Source organism: Micromonospora lacuserhaii (genome assembly GCF_036902735.1).
Classification (GTDB): Bacteria; Actinomycetota; Actinomycetes; order Mycobacteriales; family Micromonosporaceae; genus Micromonospora.
This window is the reverse complement of sequence record NZ_JBAKHO010000024.1, coordinates 38,790-56,753: the sequence shown is the minus strand read 5'-3', so window position 1 is coordinate 56,753 and position 17,964 is coordinate 38,790. Positions and strand designations below refer to the sequence as shown.

General features: G+C 76.9%; 5 protein-coding genes. All 5 read right to left on the bottom strand.

Translation table 11 applies throughout. From position 1 onward, the window contains the following. Positions 1-5: 5 nt before the first annotated feature. The 5 genes from V6U81_RS16800 to V6U81_RS16780 are packed head-to-tail and all read right to left on the bottom strand — an operon-like array spanning position 6 to position 17,935. Positions 6-5,486, bottom strand: coding sequence for a type I polyketide synthase (locus tag V6U81_RS16800; RefSeq protein ID WP_334490426.1), 5,481 nt, complete (start codon positions 5,484-5,486; stop codon positions 6-8). A gap of 11 nt (positions 5,487-5,497) precedes the next feature. Further along, positions 5,498-9,019 carry an amino acid adenylation domain-containing protein gene (locus tag V6U81_RS16795; protein ID WP_334490424.1) on the bottom strand — a complete coding sequence of 1,174 codons (3,522 nt, stop codon included), beginning with the start codon at positions 9,017-9,019 and terminating at the stop codon, positions 5,498-5,500. Further along, entirely contained in the window at positions 9,016-11,322 is a 2,307-nt protein-coding gene (locus V6U81_RS16790; RefSeq protein WP_334490421.1) for a lantibiotic dehydratase, read from the bottom strand. Before V6U81_RS16790 ends, V6U81_RS16795 begins: the two co-directional genes overlap by 4 nt. After that, positions 11,319-14,465 carry a thioesterase domain-containing protein gene (locus tag V6U81_RS16785; RefSeq protein ID WP_334490419.1) on the bottom strand — a complete coding sequence of 1,049 codons (3,147 nt, stop codon included), beginning with the start codon at positions 14,463-14,465 and terminating at the stop codon, positions 11,319-11,321. Before V6U81_RS16785 ends, V6U81_RS16790 begins: the two co-directional genes overlap by 4 nt. Next, complete coding sequence (locus tag V6U81_RS16780) at positions 14,462-17,935, bottom strand: AMP-binding protein (protein ID WP_334490416.1); 3,474 nt, start codon at positions 17,933-17,935, stop codon at positions 14,462-14,464. The genes V6U81_RS16785 and V6U81_RS16780 overlap by 4 nt, the downstream gene beginning before the upstream one ends. Between the last annotated feature and the right edge of the window lie 29 nt (positions 17,936-17,964).

The following is a 17,964-nucleotide window of genomic DNA, read 5'->3' as shown; positions in this document are numbered from 1 at the left end:
GGCCGTCAGCCGCGGGGTAGCCGCGGGATGGCGGGGATGGTGGCCGGTGTCGCCGGTTCGTCGGCGGGGGCGGCGGCGCGTAGTTCCTCGATGCGGGCGGCGAGGCCGGCCACGGTGGGGGTCTCGAAGAGGCTGCGCATCGGCAGCCGCACCCCGGTCGCCTTGCGCATCGCGGCGATCAGCTGAACGGCGACCAGCGAGTTGCCGCCGAGGGCGAAGAAGTCGTCGTCCACCCCGACCTCGCCGACCCCGAGCCCGTCCCGCCAGACCCCGGCGATGGTGGCCTCCAGCTCGGTGCGCGGGGCGGCCGAGCCGCCGCCGGTCGCCGCCGGGGCGGTGGCCGTCGGCTCCTGGTCGCCGGCCAGGCTGTCGGTGGTCACCCGGGCGGCGCGGCGGCGGATGTCCGCCACGGTCCGGGTGGCGATCACGACCTGGGCGCCGAGGCCGGCGGTGAGGCTGCGCCGGAACGCCTCCGCGCCGTCCACCGGGCGGATGTCCTCGGTGGGCGCGCCGGACGCGGCCGCCTCCCCCGCCGGGGCGGCGGCGGTGGCCAGCCCGCCGGTCACCGCGCCCTGGTCGACCCGGCGCAGCACGAAGTCGCCGATCGCGACGAGTTCCCGGCCGTCGGCGTCCACCAGGGACAGGTCCGCGGCGACCACCTCGTCGGTGGTGCCGGGGCGGTGCCGCAGGTGGCTGAGGAACACCGCCGGCAGCGGCCCGCGCACCACGATCCGGCCGTATGACAGCGGCAGGTAGGTGCCGGAGCCCTGGCCCCGACCGAAGGCGGTGGCCACGTCCAGCAGCGCCGGGTGCAGCCCCCACCCGGGCAGTTCGCCGACCGCCTCGGCGGGGGCCTCGACCCGGGCCAGCTCCTCCCCCTCGCCGAGCCGGTGCTCGGCCAGCGACGCCCAGCGCGGCCCGAAGGTGAGCATGCTGGTGCGGCCCCGGCCGAAGGAGGCGTCGTCGTCGACCCGCCGGCCGGCGACCGTGGGGATCCCGGCCGGCGGCGCGGCCTCGGTGGTCCAGCCGGCCGCGCCCCGCACGTGGGTGCGCAGCTGGCCGGCGGCGAGGCTGCGGACGGCGAAGTCGACGCCGTCGTCGGTTCCGGTCAGCTCGACCCGGTACTGGGCGACCGTGCCGTCCGGCACCGAGAACGGCTCCAGGAAGACCACGTCGCGCAGCTCCACCGCGGCGTCGTCGGTCGGGGCGGGCAGCGCGGCGACCACCGCGGCGCGGACCGCCTCGAGGTGGGCGGTGCCCGGCACCACCGGCACCCCGCCGATGCGGTGCTCGTCGAGCAGCCAGTGGGTGCTGGCGGAGACCAGACCGTGCAGCACGGTCCCGTCCGGCCCGACCACCTTCGTGGTGAGCACCGGGTGCGCCACCGGGCTGGTGACGGTGTCCCGCCCCGCGGCCCGGAACCCGGCCGGGGAGTCGGTCTCCACCGCCATGCCCACCTCGGCCCAGCCGCCCCAGTTCTGCGACACGACGGGCGCCCGGAAGCCGGCTCCGGAGCGGGCGTACGCGTCGAGGAAGTTGTTGGCCGCGCAGTAGTCGACCTGCCCGAAGCCGCCGATCACTGCGGTGATCGAGGAGCAGAGCACCACGAAGTCCAGCGGCAGGTCGCCGAAGACCTGGGCCAGCGCCAGGGTGCCGGCGAGCTTCGGCGCGAGCACCCGCTCGGCTTCGGCGCGCTCCTTGACCTCCGCCATGCCACCGCCGGGCAGGCCGGCCGCGTGCACGATGCCGTCGATCCCCCCGTACGCGGCCTCGGCGGCGGCCCGCACCCGGCGCAGGTCGGCCGGGTCGGTGACGTCGGCGGCGAGCACCAGCACCTCGGCCCCGGCGGCCTCCATCCGGCGGATCGCGGCGATGGCCCGGCCGGCCCGGTCCGCGCCGCCGTGCACCGCGAGGTGCTCGTCCCACTCCTCGCGGGCGGGCAGCCCGGAGCGGGACAGCAGCACCAGCTTCGCCCGGTGTCGTCGGGCGAAGTCCTCGGCCAGGGTGATGCCGATGCCGCCGACGCCACCGGTGACCAGGTACCGGCCGCCGTCGCGCAGCGCGCCCGGTTCGCCCTCGGCGTCCACGGTGACCTGCTCGTACCCGATCAGCCAGCGGCGCGTGCCGCGCAGCGCCACCTCGGCGCGCTCCGGGTCGACCGGGCGGCGCAGCTCGGCGACGACGGGGGCCGCGCCGGTGGCGGCGGGATCGGCGTCGACCAGCCGGACGGTCAGGCCGGGCAGCTCGACCGGGAGCACCCGGGCCAGACCGGCGAGGGTGGCGTGCTCGGGGCGAACCAGGTCGGCGCCGGTGACGTCACCGATGCCGGAGGCGACCAGGTCCAGGGTGAGGGGCCGCTCGTCGGCGGTCAGCCCGGCCCCGGCGAGCGCCTGCACCAGGTGCAGGGCGTCGAGGAAGCCGCGCTCCTGGGCGGCCCAGCCGGCGGCGATGTCGGTGCCGGCCGGCGCGGAGTCGAGGGCGAAGGCGTGCACCAGCCGCTCCGGCAGACCGTCGGCGGTCACCGCCGCGACCAGCGCGTCGTGGTCCTCCCGGACGCCGGGGCGCAGCCGGTAGCCGCCGTCGACAGCCGCGAAGCCGTCGCCGGCGCGGACCACCACCGGCTCGTCGCCGGCCGCCCGCAGCGCCGCGACCAGCGCGTCGCCGCGCGGACCGTCGGCGAGGACCAGGCAGCGGCCCAGCGGCGCGGTCCGCGGCTCGGCGGCGGACTGCCGCCACACGGGCACGGCGAACCACTCCGGCAGCGGGCGCGGGCCGGTCTCCACCGGCGCGGTCGCCGCCTCCTCCACCGGGTCCGGGTCGACCCAGTAGCGGCGGCGCTCGAAGGGGTACGTGGGCAGCGGCACCCGCCGGGCCGCCGGGTCGGCGTCGAACCGGACGCCGACGCCGGCGCACCAGAGCGCGGCGGCGCTGGCGAGCAGGGTGGCCAGGTCGCCGGTGGGGTCGCCCGGGCCGGGCAGACTGCCCAGCGGGGTCAGCGCCCGCTGCGCCGGCGCGGCCTTGGCGACCTGCATCCGGGCCAGGTTCGCCAACTGCTTCCCCGGGCCGCACTCCAGCAGCGCCCAGGTGCCCTCGGCCAGCAGGGTGGCCACGCAGGCGCCGAAGCGCACCGGCTGGCGCAGGTGCGCCGCCCAGTACGCCGGGTCGGTGGCCTGCGCGTCGGTGATCCAGGTGCCGGTCACGTTGGACAGGAAGGGGATCGCCGGCGGGCGCAGCGGCACGGTGGCCATCAGCGCGGTGAACTCAGCGAGGATCGGCTCCATCATCGGCGAGTGGAAGGCGTGCGAGGTGCGCAGCGCCTTGCTCTTGTTCTTACCGCCGAGGCTCTCGGCGAACGCGGCGACCGCGGCGCTCTCGCCGGCCACCACGCAGGTGCCGGGGCCGTTGACGGTGGCGATGGAGAGCCCCTCGGGCAGCTTAGGGGCGACCACCGACTCGTCCAGGGCGACGGCCAGCATGGACCCGGCGGGCAGGGACTGCATCAGCCGGCCCCGGGCGGCGACCACCCGCAACGCGTCCGGCAGGTCCAGCACGCCGGCGACGGTGGCCGCCACGTACTCGCCGATCGAGTGGCCGATCATCGCGGCGGGGCGTACCCCGGACCGCTGCCAGAGCGTCGCGAGGGCGTACTCGACCACGAAGAGGGCCGGCTGGGTCCACCGGGTCTCGGTGAGCTTCTCCCCCGCCGCCGGGTCACGGCCCAGGATCAGGTCGCGGATGTCCAGGCCCAGGTCGGCGCGGAGCAGCTCGGCGCACTCGTCCACGGCGGCGGCGAAGACCGGCTCCTCGGCGTACAGCTCGGCGCCCATGCCCGCGTACTGGGAGCCCTGGCCGGAGAAGAGGAACCCGACCCGCGGGGCGGGGCCCTCGACGGCGCCGCCCTGCCGGCGGCGCGGGGTACGCAGCGCGGTCACCGCGTCGGTCAGCTCGGTGGCGACCACCGCGGCCCGGTGCGGGTACTCCTGGCGGCCCGACCGCAGGGTGTACGCCACGTCGGCGAGCAGCTCCGGGCCGCCGTCGGTGACGCCGGCCAGGTGGTCGGCGAGCCGCTGCACGGCGGTGTCCAGCGCGGTGGCGGTCTTCGCCGAGAGCTGGAGCAGGTGGGCCGGGCGGACCCGCCGCTCGGCCCGGTGCGCCACCGGCGCCTCCTCCAGCACCACGTGCGCGTTGGTGCCGCCGATGCCGAACGAGCTCACCCCGGCCCGGCGCGGCCCGCCGTCGGTGTCCCACTTGGTGAGGGTGTTCGCCACGTAGAACGGGGTGTCGGCGAAGTCGATCGCCGGGTTCGGCGTCTCGTAGTTGATGGTGGGCGGGATCAGGCCGTGCTCCATGGCCAGCACCGTCTTGATCACGCTGACGATGCCGGAGGGCTGGCTGAGGTGGCCGATGTTGGACTTCACCGAGCCGATCCCGCACCAGCCCCGGTCGTCGGTCTCCTCGGCGTAGACGGCGGAGAGGGCGGCCACCTCGATCGGGTCGCCCATCGCGGTGCCGGTGCCGTGCGCCTCGACGTAGCTGATGGTGCGCGGGTCGATGCCGGCCATCCCGACCGCCTGCGCGACCGCCTCCATCTGCCCGTCGACGCTGGGGGCGGTGAAGCCCACCTTGCCGGCGCCGTCGTTGTTGATGGCGTTGCCGAGCACCACCGCGCGGACGGTGTCGCCGTCGGCGATCGCGTCGGAGAGGCGCTTGAGCAGGGTGACGCCGACGCCGCTGCCCCAGACGGTGCCGTTCGCGTTGGCGTCGAACGGGCGGCACCGACCGTCGGGCGAGGTGAAGCCGTCCATGCCGAGGTAGCCGGCGTGCGGCAGCTCCACGTTGACCCCGCCGGCCAGGGCCATGTCGCACTCGCCGTTGCGCAGCGCCTCGCAGGCCAGGTGGAACGCGACCAGCGAGGTGGAGCAGGCGGTGTGCACGGTGAGGCTGGGCCCACGCAGGTCCAACCGGTACGACACGTTGGTCGCCACGTAGTTGGGCGAGTTGCTGGTGGCGATGGAGACCGCGCTGTGCGGGTTGCCGCCGACGCGCTTGTTGCGCAGCACGTTGCGGTTGAGGTACGAGGCGGCGCCGGTGCCGGCGTACACGCCGACCGCCCCCTCGTAGCGGGACGGGTCGTAGCCGGCGTCCTGCAGGGCGGTGTAGCAGGTCTCCAGGAACAGCCGGTGCTGCGGGTCGGTGACCTCGGCCTCGCGGGCGGTCATCCCGAACAGCCCGGCGTCGAACTCGTCGTAGCCGTCGATCAGCGGGGAGCGACTGACCCAGCCCGGGTCGTCCACCTCCTCCACCGGGACGCCGCGGGCGATCTGCTCCTCGCGGGTCAGCTCGGTGACCGACTCGACGCCGTCGACCAGGTTGCGCCAGAACTCATGGACGTCGGCCGCGCCGGGCAGCCGCGCGGCCAGCCCGACGATGGCGATCGGTTCGATGCCGTCGTCGGCGGGGAGGTCCGGAGCGAACGCGTTGTCCATCTGCGTGTCCTTCATTGCGCGGTGCCGCCGGGGCGGCGGGGTGGGTTGCGGCGGGTACGGCTGCGGCGGGCGGCCGCGCGCAGGGCGGCGCGGGCCAGCTCGGGTCGGTCGACGGCGCCGTCGAGGCTGGCGGCGAGCGACCGGATGGTGGGGTGGCGGAACAGGTCGAGCATGGTGATCGAGCGGCCGGTGGCGGCGGTGAGCCGGGCGTGCACGGCGGCCAGCGCCAGCGAGTGCCCGCCGATGTCGAAGAAGTTGTCGGCGACCCCGACCCGGTCGCGTTCCAGGACCTCCCGCCAGATGCCGGCGACGAGCTCCTCGGTCTCGGTGAGCGCGTGCGGGCCGGCCGGCACCGCGGTCGTCCGGGGCGCCTCGGCGGCGGCCACCGTCATCGCGCCGAGCGCCGCCACCCGGACGGTGGGGCGGGGCAGCTCGGCGGCGACGGTGTCGGCGGGGTTGTCCGGGTCGGCGGCGAGCGCGCCGACCAGCGCGGCCAGGTCGGTGAGGAGCGCGTCGACCCGGTCGGCGTCGAACAGGTCGGGGTTGTAGACCACGTCGACGCCGAACCGGCCGTCGCGCTCCACCACGTAGACGGTGATGTCGAAGGGCGAGCCGGGCTTGGGCACCGGCACCGGCCCACCGGTCAGCCCGGTCAGCGCCAGCCGGGGCGGAGCGAAGTTGAGCACGTTGAACAGCACCTGCACCAGCGGCGCCCGGGAGGTGTCCCGGCCGACGCCGAGCGCCTCGACGATCCGTTCCAGCGGGGCGCCGGGGTGGGCGGTGGCCTCGTGCAGCTCGGCGGCGCACCGGTCGACCAGCTCGGCGAAGCTGGCCCCGCCGGTGCGTACCCGCACCGGGACGGTGTCGATGAAGAAGCCCACCACGTCGTCGAAGGCGGCCAGCCGGCGATCGGCGACGATCGCGCCGACCACGTGGTCGGCGGCGCCGGTGAGCCGGCGCAGCACCTCGCCGAAGCCGGCCAGCAGCACCGCCGCGACGGTGCCGCCGCGCCGCGCGGCCAGGGCGCGGACCGCACGGTCGGCGGGCTCCGGGAGGAGTACCGCGGCCTCCGCGCCGGCGTAGGTCTGCACCGCCGGGCGCGGCCGGTCGCGGGGCAGTTCCAGCACGGTGGGCACGTCGCGCAGGTGCGCGGCCCACCAGGCGAGGTCGGCTGGGCCGCGCCGGCGGTCCCGCTCGGCCCGCCAGACCGCGTAGTCGGCGTACGTGGCGGCCAGCGGCGGCAGGGCCGGGTCCGCGCCGGCGACCGCCCGGGCGTACGCGGCGGCGAGGTCGTCGTAGAGGACCGCCTCGGACCAGCCGTCGAAGACCGCGTGGTGCACGGTGATGGCCAGCACGTGCGTGTCGGCGCCGAGCCGGTAGACGGTCACCTGCCAGGGCGGCCCGGTGGCCAGGTCGAAGGCGTGCGCGGCGCCGGCGGCGAGCATGGCGGCCAGGTCGGCCTCCGGGTCGGCGACGGCGGTCAGGTCCACCACCGGCACCGCCACGTCGGTGGGTTCCTCGCAGACCGCGTACGGCACGCCGGCGGTCTGCGGGATCCGCCAGCGCAGCACGTCGTGGCGTTCCGCGACGGCCCGCAGCGCCGCACCGAGCGCCGCGGTGTCCAGCGGGCCGCGCAGCCGGTGCGCGACGGCGATGTTGTACGGCGCGCTGGACGGGGCGAGCTGGTCGACGAACCAGAGCCGGCGCTGCGGCGGGGAGAGGGTGGGCGGGTTGCCGGTGGTCGGCCCGTCGGCGTCGGCCGGGGCGGCGGCGCGCAGCCGGGCGACCAGGCCGGCACGGGTCCGGCCCGCCAGCACGTCCCGGGTGTCGACGTGCCGGCCCAGCTCGGCGCGGAGCGCAGCGACCAGCCGCATGGCGACGATGGAGTTGCCGCCCGCGGCGAGGAAGTCGGTGTCCGGGCCGGGGGCGACACCGAGCAGCCGGGTCCAGATCCGTACCACCGCCCGCTCGACCGGGTCGGCGATGTCGGCCGCCCCGTCCGCCGGGTCGTCGGTGGCCAGCGCGGCGACCGCGAGGGCGCGCAGCGCCGGCCGGTCCAGCTTGCCGGTGACGGCGCTGACCGGCAGCCCGTCGCGGCGCAGCACTCGGGCCGGCAGCATCGCGGCGGTCAGCCGCGACCCGGCGTACGCCCGCAGCGCCGCGTCGTCCGGCGCGTCGGCCGGGGTGAGGAACGCGACCAGGGTGGTGCCGGCCGGCCCGGGCACCGCCTCGACCGCGGCACCGTCGACGCCGGGCGCGGCGGCCAGCACGGCCTCCACCTCGCCCAGCTCGATCCGCTGCCCGCGGACCTTGACCTGCCGGTCGGCCCGGCCCAGGTAGACGATCCGCCCGTCGGCGCGCTGCCGGACCAGGTCGCCGGTGCGGTAGAGCCGCTCGCCGGGCAGGCCGGAGAACGGGTCGGGGACGAACCGGTCGGCGGTGAGGCCGGGCCGGTTGAGGTACCCGTCGGCCAGGCCGGGCCCGCCGATCAGCAGCTCGCCGGTCTCCCCCGGCGGCACCGGGCGCAGGTCGGCGTCGACCACGTACGCCCGGTGGTTGGGCAGCGGGGAGCCGATCGGCACCGGGTCGGTCTCGTCCGCGGCCAGCGGCCCGCTGACGGCGAGCACGGTGGTCTCGGTCGGGCCGTACCCGTTGAGGAACCGCCGCCCGCGCGCCCACCGGACGGCCAGCTCGGCGGGGACGGCCTCGCCGCCGCAGAGGATCGTGCGCCAGTCCGGCACCTCGGCCGGATCCAGCATGGACAGCACGGTCGGGGTGATGAAGCCCCAGTTCACCTCGTGCGCGGCGATGAACCGGGCCAGCCGGGCCGGGTCGGACCGGTCGTCCGCGCCGAGCAGCTGCACGCTGCCGCCCAGCAGCAGCGGCACGAACAGGTCCATGGTGGCCGCGTCGAAGCCGAGGGAGGCGATGCCGAGGCTGCGCACCTCGGCGTCGGCGCCGCTGAGCGCCGCGCAGCCGGTGACGAACTCGACCACGTTGCGGTGGGTGGTCAGCACGCCCTTGGGCCGGCCGGTGGAGCCGGAGGTGTACAGCACGTACGCCGGGTCGCCGGGGCGGGCCGGGCAGGGCGCCAGCGGGGCCGGACCGGGCGCGGTCACCGCCTGGACGCCGGGCACGTCGGCGAAGCTCTCCGCCGCCGCGTCGCCGACCACCAGCGACACCCCGGCGTCGGCGGCGATCTCCCGCAGCCGCTCGCGCGGGCCGCCCGGCTCCAGCGGGACGTAGCAGCCGCCGGCGAGCAGCACGCCGAGGACGTCGACCACCAGGTCGGGGCGGCGCTGCCCGCAGACGCCCACCCGGGTCTGCCGGCCGACGCCACGGGCCCGCAGCGCGGCCGCCAGCCCGGCCGCCCGGCCGACCAGCTCCCGGTAGGTGAGCCGGTCGTCCCACTGGCGGACCGCCACCGCGTCCGGGCAACGTGCGGCCCGGTCGGTGATCAGATCGGCCAGTGTCGCGTCCGGCCAGGGCAGGTGCTCCCCGGCGACGGCGCTGATGGACAGGATGTCGGTCACCCGTTCACTCCCCGGTAGGTGGCTGGGTCGGTGATCTGGAAGCGCAGCTCGCCGACGTAGCCGCGGCCCGCGGCGTCGGTGATCCACGCGTCGGCCGGGCCGGGCAGCAGTTCGCTGACCACCAGGGCGACGTCCGGGCCGGTCTTCGCGGCGGCGTCGACCATGGCGCAGAGCGACTGGGCGTACAGCGGGCCGGTCAGGTCGACGTAGCAGGGCTTGACCTCGGTGCCGACCTTCACGAAGACCTGCTCGGGCAGGCCGAGCCGGTCCCGCCAGCGGCGGACCGCCAGGAACCGCTCCGCCTCGCCGACCACGCCCGCCAGCCCGGACGCGTCGACCGTGGTACGCCAGGTGCGCCGGGCCACGACCAGCCGGTCGATGGTGATCCGGGGCGTGTGCGGCGCCGGGTCGAGCAGCTTGAAGCTGTCCAGCAGCAGCACGCCGAGGATGCTGCCGAAGATCTCCACCAGCGGGCAGCGGAAGCCGTCCGGGAAGACCGCCACGAGTTCGCCGCCGTCGAGCTCGACCCGGACCGCGGTGGCCGGGACGAGCCGGTCGGCGTCGGCGCCGCGGGCGGTGTCGATGCCGAGCTGCCGGTCGTCGGGGCTGGTCAGCGCGTACGTGGTGCGGGTGGTGAGCCGGGGGAAGCTCGCCGGGTAGAGCACCCGGGTGCGGGTCGGCCCCAGGTCGGCGTCGAACCCGGCGCGCAGCGCCGCCGGGTCGGGGTGGAACGGGGTGAACACGACGCTGTCGAAGGGCGTGATGGCCGGGTGCAGCTCGCCGAGCACGAGCTGGAACTCGCCCCGGTCCACCGCGTCGAGGTCGGTCGCGCTGATCTGCACGTCCGGGCTGTGGATCCGGGCCGACGGCCAGCCGGGGGCCTCGGCGGGGAAGACCCGGGCCACCTGGGCGGCCAGCTCGGCGCTGTCCAGCCGCAGCTCCGGCTGCTCCGGCGGCAGGTCGGCGAGGCCGAACAGCTCGGCCCAGCGGGCGGCGAACCCGGCGCTGGCCGTGCTGACCGGCCCGTCCGGCGCGAGCAGCAGCCCCTGGGCCAGCGACCAGAGGTCGGCCAGCCGAACCGGCCCGTCGGCGCCCAGCTCGCGGTGCAGCTCGACGAGGAGCCGGTGGCAGTCGGCGCCGATCTCCGCGGTGAGCCAGCGGGCCGCCCGCAGCAGCACCGCCAGCGGGGCGGCCAGCGCCTCCAGCACCGCGCCCCCGACGGTGACTTCGAGGTCCCGGGCGGTCTCCTCGTAGGCGACCGTGCGGCCGGCGTACATCTCGCCGCCGCGCCGGGTCGCCGCCTGCCCGGTCAGTCCGGCGAAGGTCGCGTTCAGCGCGGCCAGGGCGGCGCCGAGCCGGTCCGGGTCGCCGGCCGCGGCGGCCACCGCGTCCCGGGCGCCCCGCAGCCGGTCGAAGCCGGCCGTCACCTCGGCCCGGACGGCCGGGTCGCCGATCGCCGCGATCCGCTGGGCCAGCACCTGCTCGGCCCGGGGGCTGTACGGCAATCCGGCGTCCCAGGCCAGCTGCCCCCGGGCGACGAGCCGGTCGAGCAGCAGGTAGCCGTCGTCGACGGTGCGCAGGGCCGCCCCGTCGTCGGTGAGCGCCTCCCGCACCACCGCCTCGGCCGGGGTCCGCCCGTCGCAGGCGGCCAGCAGCCGCGCCTCCAGGGCGGTGAGCTCGACCGGCGGGTGCAGCGGCCGGCAGAGCCGACGCCCCTCGACGCTCAGGTGCGGCGGCACGGCGGGCGCCCACCAGCGGCGCACCGCCAGGTCCTCGGCGAGCCGGTCGGCGTACGCCAGCAGCGCCCACGCCTCGAAGTAGACCTCGCGGCGGTGGACCAGCCCCGGCCCGGGGATCAGCCGGGTCGACCCGGCCGGGTCGACCGAGCCCCAGCAGACCGGCCCGAAGAAGCCGATCGTCTCGGCCTTGCCGCAGTACCGCTGCCAGTACCGCAGCAGCGTCGTCTCCCGGCTGCGCCGGCGCCAGTTGCGGGCCGCCGGGTGGCCGGTCACCAGGCCGTCGAGGGCGACCAGCATGCCGGGGTTCTGCCAGGTGACCGCCTCGCGCAGCAGGGGGTCGGCGGCGATCCGGGCCAGCCGGACGGAGGCGTCCAGCACGGCGTCCCGGAACGCCTTGTCGAACGGCTCGGCGCCACCCTCGCCGGCCAGCAGCGCGTCGGCGGCGGTGGCGGCCTCGGGGGCGGCGAAGGCGGCGAGCCCCTCGGCGGGGAAGCCCGCGGTCCGCAGCAGGACGTCCCGCCACACCGACCAGCCGGTGTCGCCCAACGGCAGCAGGTGGCTCATCGGTCGACCTCCGGCGCCGGGGCGTCCACGATGTGCAGTCGCAGCTCGCTGAAGTAGCGGCGGCCGGCGGCGTCCGGCACCCAGGCCTGGTCGGGTGTCGGTAGCATCTCGCTGACCACCAGGGAGGTGTCGTCGCCGCCGTCGGCGCGGGCGGCCCGGACCATCGCGCAGAACATGTTCGCGAAGGCGGGGCTGCCCAGGTCGACGAAGCAGGGCTTGGTCTCGGTGCCGAGCTTGACGTACACCTGCTCCGGCAGGCCGAGCCGGCGGCGCCACTGGCGTACCGCGCGGAACCGTTCCCGCTCACCGGTCACCGTGCCCAGGCCGCTCGCCCCCACCGTGGTCCGCCAGGTCTGCCGGGCCACCACCAGCCGGTCCAGGGTGATCCGGGGCGTGTACGGGGCCGCGGCGATCAGCTTGAACCCGTCGACCGCGTGCGCGCTGAGCAGCTCGGCGAAGATCTCGGTGAGGGTCCAGCGTTGGCCGTCGCGGCCGGCGGCGACCAGCCGGCCGTCCTCGTCGGTGACGGTGAGGTCGACGGTGGGCAGCACCCGGCCCGGCTCACCGCCGGGCGCCGGCTGGAACGCCAGGTGCCGGTCGGTCGGCCCGGTCAGCGTCTCGGAGGTACGGCTGGTCCGGCGCGGCCACTCGGCGGGGAAGAGCAGCCGGACGCGGTGCGCGCCGAGGTCCTCGGCGAGCGCGGCGCGCAGCCGCTCGACGTCGGGGTGCGAGGGGGTGAACACCGCGCAGTCGAAGGAGGACCAGGCGGCGTGCAGTTCGCCGAGGACCACGGTGTAGTCGCCGCGGCGCAGCGCGTCCGCGTCGGTGGCGCAGATCTGCAGGTCCGGGCTGTGCATGACCGCGTTGGACCAGTCGGGTCGGGTGGCCGGGAAGGCCCGGTCGACCCGGTCGGCGAGGTCGGCCACCGGCAGTCGCACCTCGGTGCTGCCGGCGGGCAGGTCGGCCAGCCCGAACAGCTCGGCCCAGCGGGCGGCGAACTCGGCGGCCACCTCGTCCACCGGCCGCTGCCCGCTGCCCCAGAACAGCCCCTGGACGAGGAACCACAGGTCGGACAGGGCCACCGGCCCGTCGCCCGCCTCGGCGCGCAGCTCGTCGTAGAGGTCCCGGAAGACCGCCGCGTACGCCTGCTCCAGGGCGGTGACCATCCACCGGGCGGCCCGCAGCAGCACGTCGAGCGGGGCGGCGAGCTCGGCGAGCAGCGGCGCGCCGAAGACGACGTCGAGGTCGCGGCTGGTGTCCTCGTAGCAGATGGTCCGGCCGGCGTACATCTGTCCCGCGCGGCGGCGGGCCGGCTGACCGGTCAGCTCGGTGAAGGCGGCGTCGAGGGCGTCGAGCCGGTCCCGCAGCCGGTCCGGGTCACCGGCGGCCGCGGCGACCTCGTCCCGGGCGGCGCGCAGCCGGTCGAACCCGGCCCGCGCGGCCTGTCGTACCGGCTCGTCGCCGATGCCGTCGAGCCGGGCGAGGAGCACGTCCTCGGCCTCCGGGCTGACCGGCAGGGCCGCGTCCCAGGTGATCAGCTCGCGCTCCACGAGCCGGTCCAGCAGCGCGTACCCGTCCTCGGGGCGGCGCAGCCCGACGGCCGGGTCGGCGACCAGCTCGTGGGCGGGGCGGCGGCCGTCGGCGGCGGCGAGCAGCGCGGCCTCCACCGGGGAGAGCGGCACCGGGGGGCGGCCCGGGCGCAGCACCGCCCGGTCGTGCACGCTGAGGTGGACGCCGAGCATCGGTGGCCACCAGCGGCGCACCGCGAGGTCGGCGCCGATCCGGTCGGCGTACGCCGACAGCGCCCAGGACTCGAACCACACCCAGCGGCGGCGGGTCAGCTGCGGCCCGGGGGCGATCCGGGCGACCTCGGCCTGCGCGGGGTCGAGGGTGACCCAGCAGCTCGGCCCGAAGAAGCCGACCGTCTCGTTCTTGCCGCCGTACCGCTGCCAGTACTTGAGCAGGGCGCGTTCCCGGTCCCGGCGGCGGACGTTGCGCGGCGCGTCCCCACCGCCGCGGGCCAGCCCGTCCAGCGCGACCAGGGCGCTGCGGTTCTGCCAGGTGATCGCCTCCCGCAGCAGCGGGTCGGCGGCGAGCTCGCTGAGCCGTTGGGCACCGGACCGGACGGCCTCGTCGAACTCCTTGTCGAACTGGCCGTCGTCGGCGCCGGTGGTGAGCAGGTCGTCGGCCGCGGCGGCGGCCCGCGGGGCGGCGAACAGGGTCAGCCCGTCGGCCGGGAACCCGGTGGTCCGCAGGATGGCGTCCCGCCACACCGACCAGCCGGTGTCGCCGAGCGGCACCCGGTGCGCGCCCGGGCCGCTCCCCTGCTCACCGACCGGCCGCCCGGCGGCCGGCGCCCCGCCGGTGGCGGACCCGATGGTGGCCGGCCCCCCCGCGGTGGCGGGCCCGGCGGCGGCGGCGTTGGTCAGGTCGGCGCGGATCGCGGCGAGCAGGTCGGGCAGCTGGTCGTGCAGGAAGAAGTGCCCGCCGTCGATCTCGCGCAGGGTGAACCCGGCGGCGGTGTGCTCCGCCCAGGCGGCGCTCTGCTCGCGGCTCACCGCCCGGTCCCGCCGGCCGCTGAACGCGACGATCGGCACCGGCAGCGGCTCCCCCGGGAGGTAGCGGTAGCCGTCCACCCGGCCGAAGTCGGCGCGTAGCAGGGGCAGCAGCAGCTCCACCAGCTCGGGGTGGGCCAGCAGCTCGGCGGGGAGGCCCCCGCCGTCGCCGAGCCGGCGCAGCAGCTCGTCGTCGTCCACGGTGGAGAGGCCGTCGAAGAGGCTCGCCGCGGTGACGTGCGGCGCCCGGGCCCCGCCGACGTACAGTCGCCGGGGCAGCTCACGGCCGGCGCGGCGCAGCTCGCGGGCCACCTCGAAGCCGAGCCGCCCGCCCATCGAGTGCCCGTAGACGGCGTACGGGCGGTCGGCCCGGTCGGCGATCGCGGTGGCGACGTCGGCGACGGTGAACGCCGGGTCCTCACTGATCCGGTTCTCCCGGCCGGGCAGCTGCACGGCCAGCACCTCGACGTCCGCGCCGATCCCCTCCTGCCAGCGCCGGAACGCGCTCGCGCCGGCGCCGGCGTAGGGCAGGCAGAACAGCTGCACCGGCGCCTGGGGTCGGCTTCCGGGCGAGACGAACCAGTTCACCGCGTGCCTTTCTGAGGAGGGTCGATCCAGTGCCGACGGCGCTGGAACGGGTAGCCGGGCAGTCCGGTGCGGCGGAAGCTGTTCTCCGGATACCGCGCGGCCCAGTCGACGTCCTGGCCGGAGACCCACGCGGTGGCCAGGTCGCGCAGCTCGCCGGGCAGGCCGGCGACCGGGGCGCCGGTGGCGAGCAGCTCGTCGAGGCCGGCGACCGCGGCGGCCGGGTCGGTGGCGACCACCGCGGCCCGGCAGTCGAAGGCCCGCCGGCCGAGGGCGAGGGTGGCGGCGACGTCGGGCAGCGCCGGGGCGGCGGCGGCCAGGTGTGCCCGCAGCCGGGTCACCGCCTCCCGCAGCGCCTGCGGGGTACGCGCCGAGACCGGCAGCAGCTGCGCGGCGGCCGGCGGGACGTCCGGCGGCTCGTCGGGCGGTGGCTGCTCGACCACCACGTGCGCGTTGGTGCCGCCGAGGCCGAAGGAGCTGACCCCGGCGACCCGGCGCGGGCCGGGTGGCCAGTCCCGGGCCTTGGTCGGGACGTAGAACGGGCCGCCGGCCAGGTCGATCTCGGGGTGCGGGCGGGTGAAGTGCAGGTTCGGCGGGATCAGCCCGTGCCGCACGGCGAGCACCGTCTTGATCAGACCGGCGATGCCGGCGCCCGCGTCGAGGTGGCCGATGTTGGTCTTGACCGAGCCGAGCGCGCAGGACTCGGCCGGCGCGGCCCCGCCGTACACCTCGTGCAGCGCGGCCACCTCGATGGCGTCGCCGAGCGGCGTACCGCTGCCGTGGGCCTCGATGAGGCGGACCTCGCCGGGCGCGACCTCGGCTGCGGCGAGCGCGTTGGCCACGGCGGCGGCCTGGCCGGCGGGCCCGGGCACGGCGAAGCCGGCCCGGTCCGGGCCGTCGTTGGTGACCGCCCAGCCGGGCAGAACCGCGTAGATCCGGTCGCCGTCGGCCCGGGCGTCGGCGAGCCGGCGCAGCGCGACCACGCCGACGCCGGAGCCGAAGCCGGAACCGGCGGCGGCCTCGTCGAAGGCGCGGCAGCGGCCGTCCGGTGAGGCCAGCCCGCCGGGGGTGTGCCGGTAGCGCGGCCAGGTCACGTTGACCCCGCCGGCGAGGGCGATGTCGCACTGGTAGTCGGCGAGGCTCTGCGCGGCGAGGCAGACCGCGACCAGCGAGCTGGAGCAGGCGCTCTGCACGGCCACCGCCGGCCCGGTCAACCCCAGCCGGTACGCGACCTGGCCGGGCAGGTGGTCGGTGAACTGCCGGCCGATCAGCCGGGTCTCCCAGTCGTCCGGGTCGACCTCGCCCACCACCGCCGGGTTGTCCATCAGGTGGAACAGAAAGTACCGGTTGGCGGAGGTGGCCGAGTAGACGCCGACCAGGCCGGGGAAGCGGGTCGGATCGTGCCCGGCGTCCTCCAGCGCCTCCCACGCCGCCTCCAGGAAGAGCCGGTGCTGCGGGTCCGTGCGGGCCGCCTCCGTGGCGGGCATGCCGAAGAGTTCGGCGTCGAACCGGTCCACCCCGTCGAGCCGGCCGGCGGCCCGCACGTGCCGGGGGTCGGCGCGCAGGGCGGGGCCGATGCCGAGGGCGGCCAGCTCCTCGTCGGTGTGGTCGTGGATGGAGTCCACCCCGGCGCAGAGGTTCCACCAGAAGGTCGCCACGTCCGGTGCGCCGGGGAAGCGGCCGGCCAGCCCGACCACCACGATCTCGTCGCCGGTGTACTCCCGACCGGCGACCGGCGGCGCGGCCGGGGCGGGCAGCGGCGGGGCGGGTTCCATGGTGGCCGGCGCGTCGAGCAGCCGGGCCTGCGCGGCCACGGTGGGGTGGGCGAAGAGCCGGGCCATCGGCAGGGTCACCCCGAACCGTTCGGCGAGGCGCTGCTGGACCTGGCCGAGCAGCAGGGACTGGCCACCGGCGTCGAAGAAGCTCTCCTGCCGACCGACGGCGCCGCGGCCGAGCACCGCGCACCAGATGTCGTGCACCGCCCGCTCGGTGTCGGTGGCCGGCTCCTGCCCGGGCGGCACCTGCCGGGTCGGGTCGGGCAGCGACCGCTCGTCGACCTTGCCGGTCACGGTGAGCGGGAAGGCGTCGAGCACGACCACCGCGCGGGGCAGGGCGTAGTCCGGCAGCCGCCGGGCGAGGGCGGCGCGCAGGGCCGCCGGGTCCGGGGTCCCGCCGGCGGGTGTGGCGTACGCCAGCAGTTCGCCGTCCCGGGCGATCGCGCGGACGGCGGCGACGCCGGGCTGCTCGGCGAGGACCGCCTCGATCTCGGTCAGCTCGACCCGGAACCCGCGCACCTTGACCTGGCGGTCGAGCCGGCCGAGGCAGACCAGGCTGCCGTCGGGCAGCCGCTCGCCCAGGTCGCCGGTGGCGTAGGTGGGGACCCCGTCGGGGTCGACGGCGAACCGGTCGCTGGGTTGGCCGAGGTAGCCGGGGGCCAGGTGCCGGCTGCGCACCACGATCTCCCCGGCGTCGGTCAGCCGCAGCGCGTACCCGGGCAGCGCGGCGCCGATGGGCAGCGGCCCGGTGGCCGTCGGGTCGGCCCCGGCCAGCGGCAGCACGTGCCGCGCCGCGAAGGTCATCTCGGTGGCGCCGTAGCCGTTGACCAGTACGCAGTCCGCCGCGAACCGGTCCCGACCGCGGGCCGCGTCGACCCCGGTGGCCTGCTCCCCGCCGAGCAGGACCACCCGGACCGCGTCGAGCCGGCGCTGGCCGAGGGTGTCGAGCAGGAACCGGTAGACGGTCGGGGTGGAGTGGTAGACGGTCACCCGGTGCCGGTCCAGCCGCGCCACCGCGTGGGCCAGCCCGTGCCGGCGCAGGTCGACCGGGACGACGGCCGCGCCGGTGAGCAGCGCCGGGTAGAGGTCGGGGATGGCCGCGTCGAAGCTGAACGAGGCGAGCAGGCTGAGTCGGTCGTCGGGGCCGATCGACAGGGTGCGGATCTGGTTGTCGACGACGTGGGCGAGGTTGCGGTGGGTCTGCGCGACGGCCTTGGGCGTCCCGGTGGAGCCGGAGGTGAACAGCACGTACGCCGGGGCGTCGGGGTCGACCGGCGCGGGGCGCAGCGGCGCGGCGGCGTCGTCGTCGAGGACGAGCACGCGCAGGTCCGCCGCGTCGGCGCGGAGTTGCTCGGCCAGCTCCCGGTGGGCCGGGGTGCAGGCCAGCAGGCGGACGCCGGCGGCGGCGAGCATGTGCCGCAGCCGTCCGGTCGGGAACTCCGGGTCCAGCGGCACGTACGCGCAGCCGGCCGCGAGCGTGCCGAGGATCGCGGCGATGGTGGACGCGCCGTGCCCGGTGAGCAGGGCGACCCGGTCGCCGATGCGGGCGCCGGCGGCGGTGAGGGCGGCGGCGTGCCCGCCGGCGGTCAGGGCCAGTGCGGCGTAGCGGACCTCGTGGGTCTCGCCGATGATCGCCGGTTGCTCGGGTCGAGCGGCGGCGACGTCCGCGAAGCGATGAACGATCGATGGTTGCGCCATGTCAGGAGGCAGGCTTCGCTCCTGAGTGG

Bases quoted from the DNA above. Each gene is read 5' to 3' on its own strand.
- V6U81_RS16790 (WP_334490421.1), bottom strand. From the start codon at position 11,322: ATGAGCCACCTGCTGCCGTTGGGCGACACCGGCTGGTCGGTGTGGCGG.
- V6U81_RS16780 (WP_334490416.1), bottom strand. From the start codon at position 17,935: ATGGCGCAACCATCGATCGTTCATCGCTTCGCGGACGTCGCCGCCGCT.
- V6U81_RS16800 (WP_334490426.1), bottom strand. From the start codon at position 5,486: ATGGACAACGCGTTCGCTCCGGACCTCCCCGCCGACGACGGCATCGAA.